The following is a 21,062-nucleotide window of genomic DNA, read 5'->3' as shown; positions in this document are numbered from 1 at the left end:
CGTACACCCCGACGGAGCCGAAGCCCTCCTGCGAGGAAAACACCGGTCAGTCACCGCCGTGGGCCGCCGCCATTGTCAGGTTGATCGACGCCGGGCTCCTGGCGGAGCAATGCTCATGACCGGTGGATCGGCCTCGGGTTGGATGCGAAGGGCGTACCTTCCCGAGTGATCGACTTCTGGTCATCGAGCAGGCGCGTCCTGGCCCCTGCGACGCGACCGGTGCCCCAGGCCCGGAGACCTTCACCCTGCACGTGTACGACAGCAGGCAGCACCTGCGGCGTAAGGCGGACGAGGCGGCCGGTCTCGCCGCGGGCGCGCACTCGGCGGCTACGGGGCCACGGCCGCCTCGTACACGGCGCGTGGCAGGAAGGTCGAGGTCGGAACCTGCAGTTCCTGGCAGAAGTCGAACAGCTTCAGTCCGGGGGCGTCGACAGTGAGCGTCTGCTTGTCGAAGATTTTCGCACTCATCCGGTAGCGCCCGGAAGCCGTTTCGGTGACGCGAACCGTTCCCGCGTACCCGTCCAGCTTGAGCTGCCTTCCCCCCTCCACGTGGCCGTGCGCGGGCAGATCGAACTCCTTCTCCTTCTCCTTGTCCCCGTCGACCGTCTGAGCGTCGGGGAGGAGTCTGGCGAGCGGCACGTCGTCCCGGTCGACGGTCGTCGCCTGCGCGGTATTCAGCGGGATGTAGACGAATGCCCCCTTGATCTGAACGGGACGGATCGGCTCGCCGCAGTAGAGGTACCCCGTCCCATTCTGAGAGATCCCCTGGTACCGCCCCTTGAGGATCTCGGCGATCGGGATCTTGAAGAAGGTGTACGCCCGCATGTGCTGCCTGGGCAGCTGTGCGGCCAGCCGGTCCACCTGATCCAGCGAGGACACCTCGCACCATGCCTCGGCGTCGAAGGGATTGGGGTTGACATTCACGGTGAGGGCCAGGATTCGGCGCAGCAAAGGCCCCTTCTCCTGACTTTTCGCGACCGCCAACTTGTCGCCGAGGCTCGTCAGCGTGTCGAAATCCTCTCCCTGGAGCGGGGAGAAGTGCTTTCCGTCGTAGTCCGTGTCCTCGCCCACAGCGGTCGGTTCCGCCCGGAGGGTGGTGCTGGGCCCGAGGAACTGATTGCCGCCCTGCCACTCGAAGAAGGAGAGGCGAACGGCGTTGAGGTCGATCCCGTGAAAGTCCGCCTTGTTGCCGCCGCCCCGCTTGACCAGCGCCGTGCGCAGCTGCCTTTTGAAGTCGTCCCGGTTCGTGTGTCCCGGCACCTTGATCTTCAGATTCACCAGCATCTCGTCGGTGATCACATCGGGTACGGCCTTGCGGAGGAGTTCCGCGCGCGTCCCTTCGTCCACGCTGTCCAGCGCCCCGGTCAGGCGGGAGTGGGCGATGACATGGTGTGCGGTCAGTTCCCACCCGTCGTGCTCGCCGCCCCGGGCGTAGGGGTTCTCGCTGCGCATCCGCTGCACCGAAGGGGCACCGGAGAGCGGTGCCGGTTCCGTCGCCCCGGCCGGTTCGCGGACCGGGACGCTGCCGGACATGACGCGTGTCGCGTTGGCTTCGGCTTCCCGCTCGAAGCGGTCCGAGGGGTCGGATATCTGGAGGCCGCTGCCGTTGTCGGTCCCGCTGACCGGGCCCTGGCGCTGCTGGACGACATGGGTGAGCTCATGGGCCAGGGTGTGCCGGTCGGTGCCGCCGTCCCCCAGCACGATGTGGCTTCCTGAGGTATAGGCACGGGCGCCGATCTGGGCGGCGGAGGCACGGGCGGCGCCGTCGTTGTGGATGCGTACGTCGGAGAAGTCGGCGCCGAGCCGGGCCTCCAGGTCCGTGCGTGTGCTGTCGTCCAGGGGCCGCCCGGTGGAGCGCAGCACCTCGTGCACGGCGGAACGCTGAACGGAGGACCGCTGCGCTGGGGGCTGTTGGCCTGGCCGGTGGCCGCAGTCCGCCGCGTGCCGATGTCCCTCCGGGCCCGCCTCCCTGTCCCAGGGAGACTCCGTCTGCCGGAGCAGTTGAACCACCGCCGCGTTCCCCGCAGCGCGTTGGAGCGCGAGCAGCCCGTGCGGGGACGCGTCATCGCTACGGTCCGGCGTCCGGGAGTGCGTGTGCGCCGACGAGCGGGCGGTCCCCTGGCCGTCGTGTGCGGGGATGGAGTCGTGCGGGCGCATCGGGGCCTTCCGGGCTGGCGACGTAGATCCTCTCTGTATATGCGGGGAGCGCGGCGCCGGGCCAGGTACCCGAAGGCAGAGTGCGGTGCCCGATGGGGCAGCGGCCGTCGGCGGTGGCATGCGCGAGCCCTGGTGAGGTGAGGGGTTCAAAGAGAGGCGGAGGGCTTCGAGGCAGGGGGCGTCGAGGTGGCGCTCGATCAGTGAGGCGGGGCCGGAGGCCTGGGTGCCGGTGAGGTCGTGGTCGGTACAGATGACCCGAGTCCGGTCCACGGGCCAGATGTTGGAGGGGCTGTAGGCCATCAGATCGGGGTGGTGGTACAGGCCGGGTGCGTTACTGAGGCGGCCGGTGAGCACCGTGGGGAGGTGGTAGTAGGACGTGAGCGGGCTGAAGTGCACCAGGCAGCGGGTGTCCGGGCCGTCCGGGCTGTGCGCGATCAGCAGATCGATGAGCTGGTGCCAGGTTTCCCAGTCGAGGCTCCCCTCGTTCGGCCACAGGATGTTCTCCGGCCAGCCGTGGGCCGCGGAGCGACTTGAGTACAACCGGTGGCGGTCGGGGTAGGAGCCTTCCTCGACGACCGGGTCGCCCACCTGTCCGGGCATCGGTCCGGCGAAGGTGCGCTCCTCGGCGAGCTGCCCGGTCATCCGTTCAAGAACGCGTTCGGCGACGGCGAGTTCGTCCCGCTCGCCCCGCACGTCCGCCAACTGGTCGGCCAGCAGTTCTTCACGTTCGTCCAGCTCCGCAGGGCGCGCGGTGATCCGTTCCAGCAGGTCGGGATCCGGCATGTACGGGGTCGTAGGTGCGACGGTTATGAGCGGTTGGCGTACGGGAAGATGCCGGTGCGAACGATGTTGCTGAGATGCGCTTACCTCGTGGGGGCTTCGAGCCGGTTTATGAGGTTGGCCCAGGAGGCTGTCGACTTGGGTGAGGAAGCCGTTGGCCGGCTTCCTGAGGGCTGTGAACGCAGTTTCCATAGCGTTTCCCACCGCAGCGAGAACGGCGTCTCCGACCTTTGTGGCGAAATCGCCGATGGCGTCGTCGAATGCGCCTGCCGGGGCGGCGGTCTGGCCGAGGTGGCGGGCGGTGTCGGCGAGATGGTGGGCCGCTGCCTTGAGCTGGGCGGGGGTGGTGGCGCGGGCGGCCTGTTCCAGGGTGTCCGCACTGGCGCGCAGCCGGGCTGCCCGGTCCGGGGTGACCCGCCCTTGGGCGGTGCCCCGGTCGGCGACGCCCCGCAGCCAGCGACCAACTCGCGAGACCGGACTCACCTTCACCGGCACCATCGTCGAAGCGCCCCTGGACGGTGGCGACTTCACCGTGCGTCGTAGCGATGCCGGCCGACTGCCGGTGCCGGGTATCACCGAACCGGCCGGCACCGGGACAAGAAGCCTGCTACGGGGTGGATCCGGGGGCGGGCGGTGGGCCCACCACTTGGAGACCGCGTCGCAGGTGACCCCGATGCACCGGGCCACCGAACTCGCTCACCGGGGCACCCCCTCCGGCTCGGTCTCGGCACATGCCGGCACGGTCCGCGCTCGCAACGCCAGGGCCTGCGGCGTCGAGGCGGCTCTGATCGCTGGGAGGAACCGGGGCAGGGGCGCCCGCTCGCGCCCCGCGAGGCCGGCACCGCGTACGGCCACCGCACCTGGCTCGGGAGCATCCGGCCAAACCTCGTCGTCATGGCCCTCGACCGGCTGGAGACGCTCGTACGCAACCGCCTCAAACGCCTTCAGCGCCTGCCCGCCTCCCTCGACGGATTCGTAGCCGGAACCGGCCCGGCACCCTCGACATCCCAACGTCATCCTGATAAGCCGAAATAAGTGACAAGCCAGGGGTGGTGGTGCGGCTTCGCTTCCTCCCCGGCGCGTAGATCCGGAGCCATCCACAAGTTGATCTTCGATGTGCAGTCCTCGCCACGCCCCAGCACGAGCTCCGCCTCACACCGTTCCCGTCGAGGTCGGGAATCAGCAGCCAGTGGTTCGCTTTGACAAAAGGACTCCCGGGGGCACAAATCCCCTGATCCGTACGCCCGGTTGATGCCCGACTCAGCACTGAACCGTCACAGGATCCCCGGCAAGACCAATTTTCATGATCGCCTGCACTCCGGCCGTCGGCCGGCCGAAGCCCGATTCGGCCGACATCGGCAGCTGGCATTGACAGCCCCTTTCGTCACTTATCCGCACCGGCGTTGCGCGCCGGCCGGGCCCCGCAGGGGGAATATGAGAATGGGACATCCGAAAACACGAACGCAAAGCCCAGGTTTTCCTGCCCGATGGCGCGGTCAGGGCGAAACACGACAAGGAAGCGCTTGTCTATGGGTACGCACACGCTCGAGCATCTTGCACGCGGCAAAGGCTGCGGCGGTGGTGTCGGTTGTCCCTCATAGCCACCCCCGCCGTATCGCAGCAGCGCAGCAAGTTCATTGTCGTCATCGGAATCGATGGCAGCGGAAAGAGTACGCTGCTTGCCGATCTGCGCCTTCCCGGCGTCGTCAGCACAGACTGGCGCGAACTCCGCAACCATGAGCTCTCCCGGGCGCTGGCCCCCCAGCACCCCACCCACCTCAAGCGAGACCTTGCGCCTCTGTCCCGGGCCATGTTCATCGGCGGCCACCTGGTCGCGCAGTACGAGCAGTTGGTCAGGCCACGGCTGATCGCCGGATCCAGCGTGGTCCTGGACTCCTACTACTACAAACTGCTGGCCAAAGAGGAGCTGTACGGGACCTCCCATCTGGTCCTGGCCGATCTGTGCCAGGAACTGCCTCAGCCCGACTGCGTCATCTTCATCGATGTCGCGCCCGTGGTCTCATACCGCCGTAAGCAGGGCCGTCTGTCGCCGTATGAGTATCTGCACACCCCTTGCCAGAGTGACTACACCGACTTCCAGCGCCGCCTGCGGGAAGCGATCCTGCAGCGCATCGCGGATGTCCCAGCTGCCTACCAGGTTTCCGGTGAGCAGTCCCCGGCACGTCTCCGTACCCAGGTGACCTCGCTCATCAGCAGGCACCTGGCTGGCCCCGAATTCACCGAGGGAGTCCGCCACCATGGCCATCGGTACCCTTGAAGCCCTCGTACTCGATAGGTTCTGCGGCACTCTGTCCACCGACACCCGTTTGGAGAGCGCTGCTCAGGCTCTTCCCCGTCTCACCGGCCGAACGGCTCAGCTGCATGAAATCCTGATGCGTCACAAGGGCTTCACCTTCTTCGACGCCGCCCTCACCCAGCTGGCCGACCGCCCCGAAGCCGGCGTGCTGGCCGCGTTGATCGCCGCCGACCTGTCCGCGCGCCGCGCCCACTACCAGCTCTTGCTCACCGAACTCGACTGGCTGCGCTCATTGGGACCAGATCTCTCCGGCTGCACCGTCATCAAAGGCTTCGGCAATGCCCGCTTCTACCCCGACCCCTCAGTGCGCTGGAGCCGGGACATCGACCTGTTCGTCCCTTCCTGGGAGCAGGCGCTGGAGCTCGTCGTGCTGCTGCGCAACCGCGGCTATGCCTTCGACCCGCAGGAGTGCCCCTGGGTTAAGGCCGAGCCGGGACGCGGTCGCAAAGAGTACGGGCAGGTGTTCCTCATCCGGCCGATAGGCGACGGCTACGCCCGCGTCGACATCCATTTCGGGACGTACTCGGTGGGCAACAGCGAGTACCTGCTGCCGGCGCTGACGGAGTTCTACCGGCCCGAGGCTCTGGGCGGGCTTGATGCGACCGGCGCCCTGCTGGTCATGTGCGCGCACGCGCTCTCCGACGGTTACGTCTCCATCAAGGACGCCAACGATTGCGTCGCCATGGCAACGAGCGCGGCCGAGGTCGACTGGCCAAGGATGCGTACCGAGATCCGACGGCACTCCTTCGCCCCGCAGGCCGCACTGCTCGCCCGGTACCTGACCGAGCAGCACGACCATCCGGCCGTCACCGAGTTCGCAGCGCGACTGGGCGAGGCAGCCCTGCCCGGCCCGAGGAGAGCCACCCTGCCGTCCCCGCTGTGGAGGATGCATGATCGCGACTGGGTACGCCGGGCCACGGTCAACTCCGCCTACTCGCTACGGGCCGGGCTGCGCCAGCGCCGCGGGCCCCTGGGCGCCGCCATCCGCGCCGCCCAGTGCTTCGCGTTCTACGTCCGGCGCCTTGACGTCCGGGTCGGCCGGCGTTCCCTGCGTGAGCGGCTGCTGCTCTCCGGGATGGCTACCTGCGACCTGTCAGGCTGGCAGCTGCGCCCGGATGCCTGCCCCACCCTGGTCCACGTGGAGCACCCGATCCTGGCCGCGGTGCTGGGGCCGGTGAAGATCCCGAAATCGGCTGCGGAGAGGCTGAGTCCGACGCCTCTGTCCGGCGTGCGCGTAGGCCGGCAGACCCTGCTGATCGGCTCTGATCTGTTCGTGCCGACCTGGGACCAGATCGTCACCCCGAGCCAGCTGGCCGAGGTCAGGGCGCTCCTCGCGGAAGCGCCCTGATGGCCGGATTCCGGCCGGCGATCGCCACCGAGCGGTTCTTCGACTGGGCCTCCACGTCCCCGGTTTCGGCCGCTGCTGCCAGAGCGATGCGGCTGTTCAGCCAGGAGCAGGAGGCCAGTTCCTGTCCTCCGGAATTCCTCACCCGGGCCACCGCCCACACCGACCGGCTCCGCCAGGCCCTGCACCACCACCTCCGGGCTGCTCCGGAGCAACGGGTCGTACTGGTCCGCAGCGTGGCCGAAGCCGTCTCGATGCTGGCTTGCGGTCTGTCCGTGCCGCCCGGCGCCGAGGTTGCGGTCACCGAGACTGACCATGAGGCGGTTGTACTGCCCTGGGCCCACCGCGGTGACGTCCGGCTGAGGACCATCGGCTGTCTCCCCAGCGGCCTGGTGGACCTGGCTGCAGCCGAGAAGGTGATCACCGCGGACACCGCGGTCGTATCCCTCGCGCACGTATCCCACCTGGACGGGATCGTTCAACCGGTGCGGGAGCTGGTGAAGATCGTCCGATCTCGGTCCGACGCCCTCCTGGTCGTCGACGGAGCCCAGGCGGTGGGCCGGATCCCGGTGAACCTGGTCGAGTTGGGGGCCGACATCTATCTCGGGACCGGACGCAAGGCCCTGCTCGCCCCCCTGGGTACCGCTTTCCTGGTGGCCACCGGGCGTGTCCTCGACCGGATCCGCCCCACACTGCTCTCCACCCGCTCTGCCACCCTCACTCTTGGCCCCTCTGGTAACTGGCAGCGCCACACCGTCTCGACCGACCCGGTCCGCCGTCTCGAGGGCAACCTGCCCGACCTACGCTGCCTTACCGGGCTGCGGGCCTCTCTCCTGGCGTACCAAGCAAGCGATCCCTCCGCTCTGGCCCACCGCACCACCCTCCTCGCCCAAGCCCTGCTCGATACCGCTCCCGCCGCCGGTCTGGTGCCGGTGCGTCCCATCGAGACCACGCCCGTGGGCATCGTGCGCCTCCACGTCGCTGAGGGCGATGACCACCTGAGACTCAAAGAGGCGCTGCGCGGCCACGGTTTCCACCTGGCTGCCACCCGGCAGTGGCTGCGGATCAGCCTGCACGGCTGCGACGAGCATGCGGACATCAACGGTCTGATTCACCGGATCCGGGAGGCGCGGTGACAGCGCGTTCTTTCTGGGAGAGTGACCATCTGCGCCGCCGGCACGATCCCGCGCTTCGTGAGCCCACCGCATTCGCCCGGGCCGCACTGCTCCTGGCCACTCCCGGCTCCACCCTGCTCGACCTGGGATGCGGCAACGGCCACGACAGCGTGTTCTTCGCCGAGCACGGCCTGCAGGTGACCTCCATGGACATCGCGGCCAGCGCCTTGGACCACTTCCTGCCCACTCGCACCAGCTCCCCGGTCACCACCTTGCGACACTCCCTGGACGACATTCCCTACCCCTGGCCGCCGGGGAGTTTCGACCTGGTTTACGCGAGGCTGAGCCTCCACTACTTCGACACCGTCACCACCACACGGATCTTCGATGAGATCCACCGTCTCCTGCGTCCCGGTGGCACGCTCCTGTCCTTGGTGAACTCGGTCATGGACCCCGAATGCGCCGCATCCGACGCGGCCTTGGACGTCTTCCTCGAGACTGCTCCGGGCCTGCGCAAGCGGTACTTCTCCCCGAACGGGCTGCTGGCCTTGGCCCAGCAGCGCTTCCCCATGCCTGAGGTCAGCCAGTGCGGAACCTTTCTCCGGCTCACGGCGGAGCGCACCCGATGAGTCCCAACCCGCACGGCAAACGCTCCGACAGCCCAGTCCTGCGCTACCTCAACCGCCCCGTCTCCGCACCGGTGACCCGGCTGCTGCTGCGAACCCGGCTCACCCCAGACACGATTACCGTCCTGAGTTTCCTCATCGTTCTCGCCGGTGCCGGCCTGATCGCCCCCGGAACCTGGTGGGGCGGTGCCCTGGGCGGCCTGCTGGTCCAGGCCGGATTCACCCTGGACTGCGCGGACGGTGAGGTCGCGCGAGCCCGCGGTCAGACATCCGCACGGGGCGCCCTGCTGGACACCATCCTCGACCGGTACGCAGACCTGGCCCTCCTGGCCGCACTCACGCTCGCAGCCGCAGGGAGCGCAGCGGCATGGGCCTGGGCGTTCGCAGCGGCCTCCGCCTCCCTGCTCGTGCCGTACCTCAATGCCCTGTGTCCCACCGCGCCCGGGCGGCTGATGCGTCGAGCCGAACGCCTCCTGCTGTGTGCGGTGGCAGCGGTGGCCGGTGTTCCCCTGTGGGCTCTGATCGCGGTCGCCATCGTCGGCAATATCGATGCCGCTCGGGTATGTTTCCTGGTCATCCGGGACGCACCCGGGCCGGTCACAGGAACGGGACCTCGTCCGGATAGATGAACCGGCGGAATTCGGAAAGGCAGTTGGTGCTGATAATCGCCGGTGAGTGCCCCGACGCCGGTTCGCCGGCGATCTCCAGCAGCCTCCGCCAGGTCACCCGGTCGTCCGGCGCTCCCCAGAACCGCACCCGCTGCCCGTTGCGCCGGGCACGCCGGTAGATACTGGCCAAAGCAGCCGCCTCGTCGGCCTCCAGGCCGGTGGGGAAACGGAAGTTGAAGTCGTACTTGCCACTGATCATGGGGACGAGCGAGGCGGCCTGGGCGAAGTCGGAGTCCTCCTCGTCCAGGAAGTTGAGCCTGCCATCGGCTGTGCTGTAGCGCTGCGGCTGCCCATGGATGTAGGTGAGATCCGGCCGGTCTCCGGTGACGACGACCTGAACAGGACGCTGATTGAGCGCCCCGTCAGCGCCGTACGCGGTGATGATGTCGGCGTACTCGCCCAGGACACTGTCGAGGAGGTCGTACCCGCGGCGGCGGGCGTGTTCATCGTCGTCGACGCCCTCCTCCGGAGCGACGGAGCCGGGAGGCACGCAGACCTTGAGGTCGATGAGGAGCTGCAGTCGGGTGCCCGGAACCAGGGGAAAAGGTTCACCGTTCGTGGCCTCGAGATGGGCCCGCAGCGGCTCCAGGTAGAGCACGCGCAGCGTGCGGTGAGGGCGCGGCGGGCTGACATCGCCCCAGGAGAGACCGACTTGCAGCTCGTCGGGAAGTGCTTTGGTGCGCCACACGTCAACCTCGACGCTGGTGAACCCGAATCGCAGCGCATCGACCAGTGGCGAGGCATGCAGATAATCGTTGTGGGAGTGATGGTGGACCAGGGCGTCCGGAGTGGGGAAAGGCACTTTTCCCCGCAAGGCTTCCCGTAGGTCGCGGCCGGATTCGACGGCGTCCCGCACAGCACTCACATCGATCTCCCTAATTCTGGTCTCACGAATGGGCCGACTGCTGCCGCCCGTTAATCTAGTCCGCCCGGGACTTCGAGCTGAGCCAGTTCGACCCGGTTGCCAACAAGTGACACTCAACTGCCCTTTTCTGCGCGGTTCCGTCGAACGGTGACCAGGCGCCACTGGCGAGACCAGGACCCGGCCGTGTTCGATCCGGCGACCGGACCACATAACCCGGCCTAACAGAGCTTTGACTGGGCGTTCTGTGAGGTGCATTCCTGATGCGATGAAGGAGCGGGGCCTTTCGCTCCGGCCGGGCGCGGACGAGGCTGTGATTGCCGTATCCGGCTCGTCCTCCCCAGGTGGGGGAGGCCTGGAGGCCCTGATGAACGCGCTGATCGAGGACCGTACGGTCCTCGGGGGCGATCGGCACCGGCGCCGCAGTGTGCCGGTCCGGTTGGCGGCCGACGGGCAGCAGCTCGGGCGGGCCGCGCGGTTCGCCGACGACGTGCCGCATTTGCTCGCCCAGCTCACGGGCGCCGGCGAGCACCCGAGGGTGGCGATCGAGGCAACCTACGCGTAGTACTGGGCAGTTGACGCCCTGTCCGAGGCCGGAGCCGAAGTCCATCTCACCCATCCACTGGGGGTGAGGACGTTCACCTTGCGCCGGGAAGAACGACGAGCGCGACCCCCACGACCTGGCCGGCCTGCTGCGGCGGGGCCGGCTCCCGGAGGCGTGGATCGCCGGCCGCGCCACCCGCGGACTGCGGGAGCCGGTGCGCTACCGCCACCACCTCGTCGGCATGCGCACCGGCTGCAAGAACCAGGTGCACGCCGTGCTGGGCAAGTGCGGCACCCGGGTAGAAGCGACCTGTTCGGCGCGGCGGAAACGGCGCTGCTGGACTCCATGCCGCTGGAGGCGCCGTACCGTTCCCGGGTCGGCTCGCTGCGCAGGATCATCGCCATGCTCGGCACCGAGATCGAGCGCCTGGACCGGCAGATGGCCAAGGACGTGGACGGGGACGCCGGCTACCACGCGATCCAGGCCAGACCCGGCGTCGGGCCGGTCCTCGCCGCGTATTCGTCGCCGAGATCGGAGACGTCACCGGGTTCGGACGTCCGCAGCAGCTGTGCTCATGGGCCGGGCTGACACCCCGGCACCGTGAGTCCGATACAAAGGCCCCCCGTAGCCGGATCACCAAGCAGGGCTCCCGCGGCGAGGCCGGCAGCGCACAGCAGGGCCCATACAGCAACCCACGTGCGGCGGCTCGTTCGTATCGGCTTGGGGCATCCGGGCATCCTGCGAGCACCGCCTGGGGTTGTCGCCCCATCGCGACTTCCTCGTCGACGAGATCAGCAATGGAGCGGGCCGGCATCGCCGACGAGGGCGACGGTGCCCGACCGCGCGTCAGCTTTGCCGGCTGCCGTTCCACCTCGCCTGCTCGCCGCTCATCGACGTCGGCGCGTACGGTCTCGTCTTCACGTTCCGCCCGCAGCTCGGTGCATCTCCGCGGACCTCCATCGGCTACCGCCTGCCGCCTCGACACAACAGTCGGCCTCGCCGCAGCTCGGTCACGCACCGTATCGGCGGCGCGATGCCGGGGAGCGGAACTGGCCGCCAGCCAGGAGAGACGGCGCCGGTCCGTGCCTGCGCGAGCACTACTGGTCCTCGGGCAGTTGCACCTCCGCCGTGTCCGGGCGGTGATCGGGGAGGGTGGCGTGGGCGGTCGCCTCGCGGTGGAGCCGGAGGAACTCCAGATGGCGCTCGTACTGGTCGAGGATGTCTCCGATGAGCTGCTGCTTGCTGTACCCCATCACGTCGTATCCCTGGCTGCCGTCGGAGAGGTGGACCTCGAAGCGCACATAGGTGTCGTGTTCGCCGACTGCCCGGGTCGCGAAGGAGGGCGTAGGTGTCTCGATCGGCCACACCCGGTAGACGAACTCCTCGGTGCGGCCCATCGGCGCCCGCAGCTCCAGGGTCGGGATGTCGCCCTCGTCGTCCGGGACCACGGCGACCGCGGCCTCCGCGCCCTGCTCCCGCAGTTCCTCGGCGACTTCCTGGAAGGCGGGTTGGCAGACCTCGGCGACGAATCGCCGGGCGGCCCGTTTCGTGGGGAAGGCCATGGCCCGGGCGAGGCGCCGCCGCCAGTTCCGTTCCGCCACTGGCCCGGCGCTCGCCGTCCGGCCGGAGAGGGACGAGGGCAGGGTGGCGGTCAGCGCCTCCTCGCGCATCTTCTCGATGCGCAGCGCCTTGTAGAGCCCCGCGATGATCACGAACATCACCAGGGAGAACGGCAGGCCCATGATGATGGTGGCATTGGTCAGCGCCTCCACCCCGCCGACGATCAGCATGGCGAGGGTGAGCAGCCCGATGGTGCCCGCCCAGAAGATGCGCAGCCACGGCGGGGAGTCGGTGAGCGGGGTCCGCAGACGGGAGCTGAGGTTGCCGAGCACCAGCGCCCCGGAGTCGGCGGAGGTGACGTACAACAGCAGCCCGACGACGGTGGCGAGGCCGGCGCTGAACCAGACGCCCGGGTACTGGTCGAGCAGCGCGTAGAGGCCCTGCTCGGGGAAGTTCATGGCGGTCTTGCCGAACTCGGTGTTCCCCGCGCGCACGATGAACAGCGCGCTGTTGCCGAAGACGGAGAGGAAGACCAGCGTGAAGAAGAACGGGATCACCAGGGTCGCGGCGACGAACTGCCGGATGGTGCGGCCGCGCGAGATCCGGGCGAGGAACAGCCCCACGAAGGGTGCCCAGGCAACCCACCACGCCCAGAAGAACAGGGTCCAGGAATTGAGCCACTCGGTCGGCTGGTCGTAGGCGAAGGTGTTCAGAGTCATCGACGGGAAGCGGCTGACGTAGTCGCCGATGTTCAGGACCAGGGCGTTGAGCAGCCGGATCGGGCTATCGGCGATCAGCACGTAGAGCAGCAGGGCGATGGCGAGTACGACGTTGAGCTCGGACATCCGGCGGACGCCCCGGTCCACGCCCGCCACAGCGGAGACCGTGGTCAGGGCGACGGCGACCACGATCAGCGCGATCTGCGCGGTGAGCCCCTCGGGCACTCCGAAGAGGAACTTCAGCCCGTAGTTGAGCTGGACGACGCCGATGCCGAGCGACACCGAGATGCCGAAGACGGTGCCGAGTACGGCCGCGAGGTCGACGGTGTCGCCGATCCGGCCGTGGATGCGCCGCCCGATGATCGGGTACAGCGCCGACCGGATGGCCAGCGGCAGCTGGTAGCGGAAGGAGAAGTAGCCGAGCGCCATGCCCATCAGCGCGTACATCGCCCAGCCGGTGATGCCGTAGTGGAACAGCGTCCACACCACCGCCTGCCGGGCCGCCGCGACCGTCTCGGGAGACCCCTCGGGCGGCGCGAGGTAGTGACTGACCGGCCCGGAGACGGAGAAGAACATCAGGTCGATGCCGATCCCCGCGGCGAAGAGCATGGCCGCCCAGGCGAAGAGGCCGTAGTCCGGCCGGGAGTGCTGCGGGCCCAGTTTGATGCGCCCGTACCGGGACCCGGCGATGAACACCACGAAGAGCAGGTAGCAGGTGGCGGCGGCGAAGTAGTACCAGCCGAATCCGGTGGTGATCCAGCCGACCACGATGCCGATGGTGTGCTCGGCTCCCTCCGGGGTGATGATCGCCCAGATCGATACCGCGAGGATGAGTGCGGCGGACCCACCGAAGACGATGCCTTTGACCTGGTGTTCTGGCGGGCTGGCGGCCGTGGCGCCGTTGGTGGGTTCGGTCACGGGGGCTCAGTCCTCCTGGGCGCGGTGCCGGTAGAAGTCGGCGGTGGACGGCGCCAGGGGGGTGTTGCCGAGGATCAGGTCCGCGGATTTCTCGGCGAGCATCATCACGGGGGCGTAGATGTTGCCGTTGGTGAGGTAGGGCATGGCCGAGGCGTCGACGACCCGCAGACCCTCGACTCCGTGGACCCGCATGGAGGTCGGGTCGAGGACCGCCATGTCGTCGATACCCATGCGGGCGGTGCAGGACGGGTGGTAGGCGGTCTCCGCGTCGCGGGCGACCCACTCCAGGACGGCCTCCTCGTCGGCGACTTCAGGGCCGGGCGAGATCTCCCCCGCGTCGTAGTCGGCGAAGGCGGGCTGTTTCAGGATGTCCCGGGCGACCTGGATGGCCTCCACCCATTCCTTGCGGTCGTTGGGGGTGGAGAGGTAGTTGAACCGCAGCGCCGGGTGCTCGTCGGGATGCCCCGACTTGATTTTCACCGTGCCGCGCACGTCCGAGTACATCGGGCCGATGTGGACCTGATATCCGTGCTCGGCCTCCACCGGGGTGCCGTCGTAGCGCACCGCGATGGGCAGGAAGTGGAACATCAGATTGGGGTAGTCCACTTCGTCGTTTCCGCGTACGAAGCCACCGGCCTCGAAGTGGTTCGTGGCCGCCGGACCGGTGTGGGACGTCATCCAGCGGAACCCGACGGCCGGGCGATTGCGCCATTTGATGAGCGGATTGAAGGAAATCGGCTGCTTGGCGGCGTGCTGCACATAGACCTCCAAGTGGTCCTGGAGGTTCTCGCCGACCCCGGGCAATTCGTGCAGCGGCTTCACGCCCACCCGGGTCAGTTCTCCGGGATTTCCGATGCCGGAGAGCTGAAGGAGCTGCGGGGTGTTGATCGCCCCGCCGCAGAGGATCACCTCGCCGCCGAATACCTCCTGGCGCTGTTTGCCGAACCGCCGGTAGGCGACACCGACCGCCCGCTTTCCCTGGAACAGCACGCGGTCTGCCTGGGAGAAGCACTGCACGGTGAGATTGGGCCGCTTCATGACGGGGTGCAGATATGCCTGGGCGGCGGACCACCGGCGGCCGTTCTTGATGTTGCGGTCGAACCGGGCGAAACCCTCCTGCCGGTACCCGTTGACGTCCGACGTCAACGGGTAGCCGGCTTGCTGTGCGGCCTCGAGGAACGCGCCGAACAGCGGGTTGTCCGCCTCACCACGCTCCAGCCACAGGGGCCCGCCCTGGCCGCGCCACTCGTCCGCTCCGGCCTCGCAGTGCTCCATTCGCTTGAAATACGGCAGGCAGTGCGCGTAGTCCCAGGTCTCCATTCCGGGATCTCGGGCCCAGCGCTCCAGGTCCATCGGGTTTCCACGCTGGAAAATCATCCCGTTAATGGAACTCGAGCCGCCGAGCAACCTGCCCCGGCCGTGACTGACGCGGCGCCCGTTCATGTAGGGCTCGGGCTCCGACTCGTAGCACCAGTCGTAGAGCGGATTTCCGATGATCATCGTCAAGGCGGCGGGCATGTGCGTGAGAACGTCCCACTTGTAGTCAGGCCGCCCGGCTTCGAGTACGAGAACCCGGTTTCCCGGGTCCGCACTCAACCGATTCGCCAGCACACACCCCGCAGAGCCGCCGCCCACGACGATGTAGTCGTACTCGATCCGGGCCATGGCGCTCCTAGGGTTCTCGTTGCACTTCCTGGTGTGATGCGCCTAACGTAATACGCAATCAATTCCAGGCGCACAACGGTAGGCCGCATTTCGGCGCAACCGGGAGAGGATTTCCCACGTCCAGTCTGTATATCGACGGAGAGTGGGTGGCGGCAGCCGGGGGCGCCACGCGCGAGATCATCAACCCCTACGACCAGTCCGTGGTGCGCACTGTGGACGAAGGCGGGCCCACCGATGCCGAAGCCGCCGTGGCCGCGGCGCGGGCCGCGTTCGACGGCGACGACTGGCCGTCCTGGACGCCCCGTCAGCGGTCGCAGCTGCTGCGCCGGATGGGTGAGTACCTCCAGCGGGACCGGGCGGAGATCGCCCGCCTGGAGACCCTGGACACCGGCAAGACCCTGGTGGAGAGCGGCATCGACGTCGACGACGTCACGAACGTCTTCGAGTACTACGCCGGGCTTGCCGAGGCGGACGTCGGCCGGATCGTGGACGCGGGCGATCCGCGCATCCGCAGCCGCGTCGTCCACGAGCCGGTCGGCGTCTGCGCGCTGATCACTCCGTGGAACTACCCGCTGCTGCAGGCCTCGTGGAAGGTGGCCCCCGCGCTGGCGGCCGGCAATACCATGGTCGTCAAGCCCAGCGAGGTCACGCCGCTGACCACCATCAAGATGGTCGAGCTCCTCGCGGAGGCCGGCGCCCCGCCCGGCGTCGTCAATCTGGTCCTGGGCTCGGGGGCGGCCACCGGGGCGCCGCTGGTGGAGAGCGCCGGAGTGGACCTGGTGTCCTTCACCGGCGGCCTGGACACCGGCCGCCGGATCATGCGCTCGGCAGCGGACACTGTCAAGGACATCGCCCTCGAACTCGGCGGCAAGAACCCCAATATCGTCTTCGCCGACGCGGACTTCGACGCGGCGATCGACTACGCGCTGATGGCGGTGTTCTTCCACGCCGGACAGGTCTGTTCGGCCGGTACCCGGCTCATCGTGGAGGAGTCGCTGCACCGCGAGTTCGTCGCCCACCTGGTGGAGCGCACGGAACGGATCCGCCTCGGCAACGGCCTCGACGAGCACACGGAAAGCGGCCCCCTGGTCTCGGCCGAACACCGGGCCAAGGTCGAGGCATACGTGAAGCTGGGCATCGAGGAGGGTGCACGCCTTGTCGCGGGTGGCAGCCGCCCGGACGACCCCGCACTGCGCGACGGCTTCTTCTACCGGCCCACGGTGTTCGACGACTGCACTCGGGACATGCGCATCGTCCAGGAGGAGACGTTCGGCCCGATCCTGACGGTGGAGCGCTTCAGCGACGAGGCGACCGCCATCGAGCTCGGCAATGACACCGAATACGGGCTCGCCGGCGCCGTCTGGACCACCGACACCGCACGTGCCGAACGGGTGGCGCGGCGGCTGCGGCACGGCACGGTCTGGATCAACGACTTCGGACCGTATCTGCCGCAGGCGGAATGGGGCGGCTTCAAGCGCTCCGGCATCGGCCGGGAGCTCGGTGAGGAAGGCCTCGCCGAATACCGCCAGGCCAAGCACATCTACGAGAACACGGCGCCGGAACCCCAGCGCTGGTTCGCCCGCTGAGCCCCGGCCCCATGAGCCCGGCGCCCGCCTCCCTGCTCGGCGGCGCCGTTACGCCGCCGCCGAGCAGCGACCAGCACACTCCTGGCCCAACTGCTGGGCGGCACGCGCACCAACCTGTCCCACCGGTTCCAGGACGGACACCGTCTCCTGGACCTGCACAAAATCACCGTCACACCGTTGCCCGGAACGCCCGCCCGCACATGCGGCGAGGTAGTGGAGCGAGAAGACCCAACGGAGTCCTGCCAGGGGCTGTTGTGAAAGTGCTGGTCACAGCCACTCGTTGAGGACTGCGACCAGCACGGTCGCCTCGCAACGGACCGCGAGCTTGTCATACCTCGTGGCTACAGCCCGGTGGCGCTTGAGGCGGTTGATCCCGCACTCGACCGCGTGCCGCTGCTTGCAGTCTTCCTTGTCGAACTTGGCCGTCCGCCTCGCGATCCGCGCATGAGGCGGTTGCGGACACGGTCCGTCGGGACCGGGATCGTGGCCTTGATCCCGCGTCTGCGCAGGTAGGCGCGATTGCTGCGGGAGTCGTACGCCTTGTCGGCCCGGACCCGGTCCGGCCGTTTGCGCGGCCTGCCGACTCCGAGCCGGGGCACCCAGATCGCTTTCAGGACCGACTCGAACTGAGGCGAATCACCCCGCGGTCCGGCGGTGATCACCACCGACAGCGGCTTCTGCCCCTGCTCGACGGCGAGGTGGATCTTGCTGGTCAGGCCGCCCCGGGAGCGTCCGAGCCCGTGGTCGGCCGGCTCGACGGTGATCCCGCCGGGCGGTTCCTTCTGGAGGTCCCCCTTTTCGCCGCCCCGGCGGCGTGCTGGTGGGCACGGCAGACGGTGGAGTCGACGTTCACGTCCCAGGTGATCAGACCCTTCGCATCGGCCTGGGCCTGGAGCTGGGTGACGATCCGTGCCCAGGTGCCGTCGCGCTGCCAGCGCCGGAACAGGTCATAGACCCGGTCCCACGGCCCGTAGCGTTCCGGCACGTCACGCCAGGGAGCACCCGTCCGGGTCCGCCACCGTATGCCGTCTATCAGCTGCCGCCGCGTCCATACCGGCGGACGGTCCGACTTGATGCCCCGCGGCAACAGCGGCTCAAGTCGGGCCCACTGGCCGTTCGTCAGATCCCCACGTCCCACAGGGCCTGATCATCAACGATCAAGATCAACTTTCGCGAACAGACCCTAGCCGGCCTAAGCGGTTGTGGCGATGCCGCCGTCGACGGGGATCACGGCGCCCGTTAGGTATGCGCCTGCCCGGCTGGCGAGGAACACGGCGACACCCGCCATGTCGTCGTCGCGGCCGATCCGGCGTAGTGGGGCCGACGCCGCGATCGCCTCGCCGAACTCATCGAGGGTTGCAGCCATCATCGTCGACGGGAACGGTCCCGGCGCCACGGCGTTCACGGTGACGTGCTGCGGTCCTAGTAGGGCATGGTCATGTTCACTCGCCGGTGGCGTGTCTTCTTGATTGGCCGTGTCGTTGATCGGGTGTGCTGGGTGGGGAGTTGGCCGCGGTCCGGTGTGATCTGGAGGACTTCGCGGCGGAGATGTTCGAGCCGTTCGCGCGGGCGGACCAGCGCCGGTGGGGCGGGGTCTATCTGCGGGGACTGCTGCAGGCGGGCGGGCGCAAGTCGGTGGAGCCGATGGCCGCCCGCTTGGGCGCGGACGGCAACCGGCAGGCGCTGGCCCACTTCATCACCTCCAGTCCGTGGGATGCGGCGCATGTCCGGGCCCGCCTGGCCTGGCGGATGCAGCCGGTCATCAAACCCACCGCGCTGGTCATCGACGACACCGGGTTCATCAAAGACGGGGACGCGTCGGCGTGTGTGACCCGGCAGTACACCGGCACCGTGGGCAAAGTCACCAACTGCCAGACCGGGGTCTCGCTGCACCTGGCCTCCAACGGCGCCTCGGCCGCGGTGAACTGGCGCCTGTTCCTGCCCGAGAGCTGGGATCCCGCCTCGCCGAAGGCCGATGCGGCCAAGGTGGCCCGGCGTCACAGGCGCGGTATCCCCGCCGAGGTGGGCCATGTCGAGAAGTGGCAGCTGGCCCTCGACATGATCGACGAGACCCGTTCCTGGGGCGTCGAGGTGCGCCACCGGCGAGTGAACATGACCATGCCCTACTAGCTGATCTGCCCAAGCGCCTTTCGTACGGACTGCGGTGTCGGGGACCGGGGAGGCACGGGCTCTCCCGCTGTTGCCATGCGAGGGCGGGAGGGGCGACCTGGACCTGCGAACCTGTTGTTGGAGTCAGCGCGCCCGCATGCCGGCGGCCCGCGGCGGCCGCCGTCGGCACGACGATCTACTTCGGCGGCGAAGACAAGCCGACGCAATGGTTGCCCTGAGCCGTCCCGGTCACTGAGGCATACGACACCAAGCGGGACTGCTGGCACCTCCTTGTGCCCAGGCTGGTGCCCTCAGGACACCGCGGCCGCTGCCTGTGGCCCACACGATCCACATTCCCGGCGGCGGCACTTCATCATCGACCGCGCCTACCGGCACTCGCCAACCCGTGCGCTGGGAACTGGTTTCGCGTTGTCTGCATGGCCGGCACCCGCATGCCTGCAGACTCCGGCCTTACTACCAGCCATAGCTCAGGCCCGCGCCGTCCCGACCGAAGGACAGCGGCTCCACGGTGGTGCCGGCTGTGAAGCCGTGTATCGAGGTGCGGGTCCGGCGGCTTGGCAGCGGCCGGAAGGCCCTACGTCTGGATCGCAGCGGGATTTGGACGTTGTGGAGCTACAGCTGTGTTACGGCTCCTTCAAGTCTGGGTGGCCTGAGGATGTGCGGCCCATGATGGTGTCATGACGGCAGCCACGCGTGCCATGACACAGCTGGTTGGCTGGCCGGACCTCACGGAGGCCCAGCCCAGCTGCGGCGTCGGTCGGGCCCTGCGCTCAACCACAGCCGAGATCGTGCACTTCCACTCCGACCGGCGCGTTGACCTGCACCTCACGGCCAGGATGATCCGCCGCTTCGAGGATGACCTGAGGGTGGCAGCCGCCGTACAGTTGGTGTCCGGCTCGCACTGGATCACCATGTCTCTGGAGCGCGAGGCGGATGTCGATCTGCTCATGACCTTCGTGAGCGTCGCCCTCCAGGCCCACCAGAGGTGGCCGGATGCCGTCGGCGTGCCGTCCGCACGGTGCAATGCTCATTCCTGTGGGGCGCTCGCGCGCGCGAACGTGGGTTCCGGTTGAGCCGAGTTGCCTCCAGGCCAGGGGGCACAGTGGCGATAGAAACACGTGAGGAAGAAGCCATGCGGGCACTCGTCGAACGCCTGACTGATGCCTATCGCACGACACGTACACCCGGCGAGATCGAGGCGGCCGTCGCCGTCGCTCACACATCGTTCAAGCATCGGCCCGTACGCGACTTCGTACCCGTTCTCGTCGAGCGCAAAGTGCGCACGGCTCTGGGTAAACCCTCGCCCGACCGCTGAGAGCGGCACGCGGAGTCGGACACGCTTGTCGCCGTGGCCACCCGCAACGGGTCTCCCCCCAGGGCTGGCGCGCATTTTCCGATGATGCCGTCGGCATACTTGGGCCAGCGCTGCCGACGCCCTTGGAGACACGGGGCTTCAAGAGTCGCTTGAGCAGGCTGGCTTCGGTCACCGCCCATGCCGTCTACCTGGGTGACCGGCCAGCCGGCACGCAATGCGGCGTCCACGCCATGGGGGCGACGGCCGGTGGGGTCAAGGCTGACGATCTGGTGCTGGTCGAAGGAATGCTCTTCCGGGCAGGAGGAGGCGCGTGGTGGGGGAGAGCGGCGGGCAGTGCGTGGCTGGAGCGGCTGTTGCCGCCGACGCCGCAGATAGGCCGGCCGCCACAAGATCGTCGACAGAACCGAATGTACGTGGCCGCTGACAGGTCCGGCCTTTCCCAGCACGCGTCAGGATGCCCGGTTGGACGCCGATACCGGCACCAGGATGCAGGGGGTATCGGGGTGGTCGTTCCAGGTCGTGTGGATGGCCGATCGGAACATCTGTGTGCCGAGCTCTTGGCCGGCCGGTCAGCTGGGGCTCACCGATCAGGTAGTCGATGGTCGTGGCCGCGTCGGGCACCGCGACGATGGCGGCGAGCTCGGTCAGGTACTCGGGGTAGTCGGACAGGCGGGAACGCTGTGACAAATCTGTTGGTGATCACTGGGTGGGTGACGTGCTGACCAGGGGGTTTAGTGATCGTTTCAGGACTTTCC

General features: G+C 68.3%; 13 protein-coding genes and 6 pseudogenes. 13 read left to right on the top strand and 6 right to left on the bottom strand.

The annotated features are described in order from the left end of the window. Window positions 1–327: 327 nt before the first annotated feature. The gene (locus AC4IJH_RS37960; RefSeq protein WP_490856537.1) at window positions 328–3,426 is read right to left on the bottom strand and encodes an eCIS core domain-containing protein; all 3,099 of its coding nucleotides are present in this window, start codon (window positions 3,424–3,426) and stop codon (window positions 328–330) included. A gap of 393 nt (window positions 3,427–3,819) precedes the next feature. Between AC4IJH_RS37960 and AC4IJH_RS37955 the strand changes: the two are divergent. From AC4IJH_RS37955 to AC4IJH_RS37930, 6 genes and pseudogenes are all read left to right on the top strand, one after another. Further along, window positions 3,820–3,959, top strand: a pseudogene (locus tag AC4IJH_RS37955) (IS630 family transposase); the annotation flags it as partial. Between the two features lie 566 nt (window positions 3,960–4,525). Next, window positions 4,526–5,215 (top strand): dTMP kinase, encoded by a 690-nt coding sequence (locus AC4IJH_RS37950; RefSeq protein ID WP_490856536.1) that lies wholly within the window; start codon window positions 4,526–4,528, stop codon window positions 5,213–5,215. Continuing rightward, window positions 5,196–6,602, top strand: a complete 1,407-nt coding sequence (locus tag AC4IJH_RS37945) for a nucleotidyltransferase family protein (RefSeq protein WP_490856535.1) — start codon at window positions 5,196–5,198, stop codon at window positions 6,600–6,602. The genes AC4IJH_RS37950 and AC4IJH_RS37945 overlap by 20 nt, the downstream gene beginning before the upstream one ends. Continuing rightward, complete coding sequence (locus AC4IJH_RS37940) at window positions 6,602–7,735, top strand: aminotransferase class V-fold PLP-dependent enzyme (RefSeq protein ID WP_490856534.1); 1,134 nt, start codon at window positions 6,602–6,604, stop codon at window positions 7,733–7,735. The genes AC4IJH_RS37945 and AC4IJH_RS37940 overlap by 1 nt, the downstream gene beginning before the upstream one ends. Then, entirely contained in the window at window positions 7,732–8,343 is a 612-nt protein-coding gene (locus AC4IJH_RS37935; RefSeq protein ID WP_490856533.1) for a class I SAM-dependent methyltransferase, read from the top strand. The genes AC4IJH_RS37940 and AC4IJH_RS37935 overlap by 4 nt, the downstream gene beginning before the upstream one ends. Continuing rightward, window positions 8,340–8,969, top strand: a complete 630-nt coding sequence (locus tag AC4IJH_RS37930; RefSeq protein WP_490856532.1) for a CDP-alcohol phosphatidyltransferase family protein — start codon at window positions 8,340–8,342, stop codon at window positions 8,967–8,969. The genes AC4IJH_RS37935 and AC4IJH_RS37930 overlap by 4 nt, the downstream gene beginning before the upstream one ends. Here the strand turns inward: AC4IJH_RS37930 and AC4IJH_RS37925 are convergent. Continuing rightward, entirely contained in the window at window positions 8,938–9,873 is a 936-nt protein-coding gene (locus AC4IJH_RS37925; RefSeq protein WP_490856531.1) for a PI-PLC domain-containing protein, read from the bottom strand. The genes AC4IJH_RS37930 and AC4IJH_RS37925 overlap by 32 nt on opposite strands. 364 nt (window positions 9,874–10,237) lie before the next feature. Between AC4IJH_RS37925 and AC4IJH_RS37920 the strand changes: the two genes are divergently transcribed. From AC4IJH_RS37920 to AC4IJH_RS37910, 3 genes and pseudogenes are all read left to right on the top strand, one after another. Further along, the gene (locus AC4IJH_RS37920) at window positions 10,238–10,435 is read left to right on the top strand and encodes a hypothetical protein (protein ID WP_490856530.1); all 198 of its coding nucleotides are present in this window, start codon (window positions 10,238–10,240) and stop codon (window positions 10,433–10,435) included. 97 nt (window positions 10,436–10,532) lie between these two features. Next, window positions 10,533–10,682: pseudogene (locus tag AC4IJH_RS37915) on the top strand (hypothetical protein); the annotation flags it as partial. A gap of 262 nt (window positions 10,683–10,944) precedes the next feature. After that, window positions 10,945–11,007, top strand: a pseudogene (locus AC4IJH_RS37910) (hypothetical protein); the annotation flags it as partial. A 504-nt stretch (window positions 11,008–11,511) separates the two neighbouring features. On the opposite strand, the gene betT reads toward AC4IJH_RS37910, so the two are convergent. Further along, entirely contained in the window at window positions 11,512–13,611 is a 2,100-nt protein-coding gene (gene betT / locus AC4IJH_RS37905; RefSeq protein ID WP_490856529.1) for a choline BCCT transporter BetT, read from the bottom strand. A gap of 6 nt (window positions 13,612–13,617) precedes the next feature. Continuing rightward, window positions 13,618–15,276, bottom strand: a complete 1,659-nt coding sequence (betA, locus tag AC4IJH_RS37900; RefSeq protein ID WP_490856528.1) for a choline dehydrogenase — start codon at window positions 15,274–15,276, stop codon at window positions 13,618–13,620. Window positions 15,277–15,401: 125 nt separating this feature from the next. Between betA and betB the strand changes: the two genes are divergently transcribed. Further along, window positions 15,402–16,862 (top strand): betaine-aldehyde dehydrogenase, encoded by a 1,461-nt coding sequence (gene betB, locus AC4IJH_RS37895; RefSeq protein ID WP_490856543.1) that lies wholly within the window; start codon window positions 15,402–15,404, stop codon window positions 16,860–16,862. A gap of 267 nt (window positions 16,863–17,129) precedes the next feature. Here betB and AC4IJH_RS37890 read toward each other — a convergent pair. After that, window positions 17,130–18,000: pseudogene (locus AC4IJH_RS37890) on the bottom strand (IS5 family transposase). A 54-nt stretch (window positions 18,001–18,054) separates the two neighbouring features. Further along, window positions 18,055–18,288 (bottom strand): annotated as a pseudogene (locus AC4IJH_RS37885) (SDR family oxidoreductase); the annotation flags it as partial. A gap of 65 nt (window positions 18,289–18,353) precedes the next feature. Here AC4IJH_RS37885 and AC4IJH_RS37880 point away from each other — a divergent pair. The 3 genes and pseudogenes from AC4IJH_RS37880 to AC4IJH_RS37870 form a co-directional block, all read left to right on the top strand. Next, window positions 18,354–18,956: pseudogene (locus AC4IJH_RS37880) on the top strand (IS701 family transposase); the annotation flags it as partial. A gap of 713 nt (window positions 18,957–19,669) precedes the next feature. Further along, window positions 19,670–20,065, top strand: a complete 396-nt coding sequence (locus AC4IJH_RS37875; protein WP_490856527.1) for a luciferase domain-containing protein — start codon at window positions 19,670–19,672, stop codon at window positions 20,063–20,065. A gap of 59 nt (window positions 20,066–20,124) precedes the next feature. Further along, a complete protein-coding gene (locus AC4IJH_RS37870; RefSeq protein ID WP_490856526.1) occupies window positions 20,125–20,307 on the top strand; it encodes a three-helix bundle dimerization domain-containing protein in 183 nt (60 codons plus the stop codon). Window positions 20,308–21,062 lie beyond the last annotated feature (755 nt).

Source organism: Streptomyces sp. UF-297, assembly GCF_058245575.1.
This window is presented reverse-complemented; position numbering and strand designations above follow the sequence as displayed.

Coding starts and splice junctions, on each gene's coding strand:
- AC4IJH_RS37940 (WP_490856534.1), top strand. CDS start 6,602: ATGGCCGGATTCCGGCCGGCGATCGCCACCGAGCGGTTCTTCGACTGG.
- AC4IJH_RS37945 (WP_490856535.1), top strand. CDS start 5,196: ATGGCCATCGGTACCCTTGAAGCCCTCGTACTCGATAGGTTCTGCGGC.
- AC4IJH_RS37875 (WP_490856527.1), top strand. CDS start 19,670: ATGACGGCAGCCACGCGTGCCATGACACAGCTGGTTGGCTGGCCGGAC.
- AC4IJH_RS37920 (WP_490856530.1), top strand. CDS start 10,238: ATGAACGCGCTGATCGAGGACCGTACGGTCCTCGGGGGCGATCGGCAC.
- AC4IJH_RS37930 (WP_490856532.1), top strand. CDS start 8,340: ATGAGTCCCAACCCGCACGGCAAACGCTCCGACAGCCCAGTCCTGCGC.
- AC4IJH_RS37870 (WP_490856526.1), top strand. CDS start 20,125: ATGCGGGCACTCGTCGAACGCCTGACTGATGCCTATCGCACGACACGT.
- betA (WP_490856528.1), bottom strand. CDS start 15,276: ATGGCCCGGATCGAGTACGACTACATCGTCGTGGGCGGCGGCTCTGCG.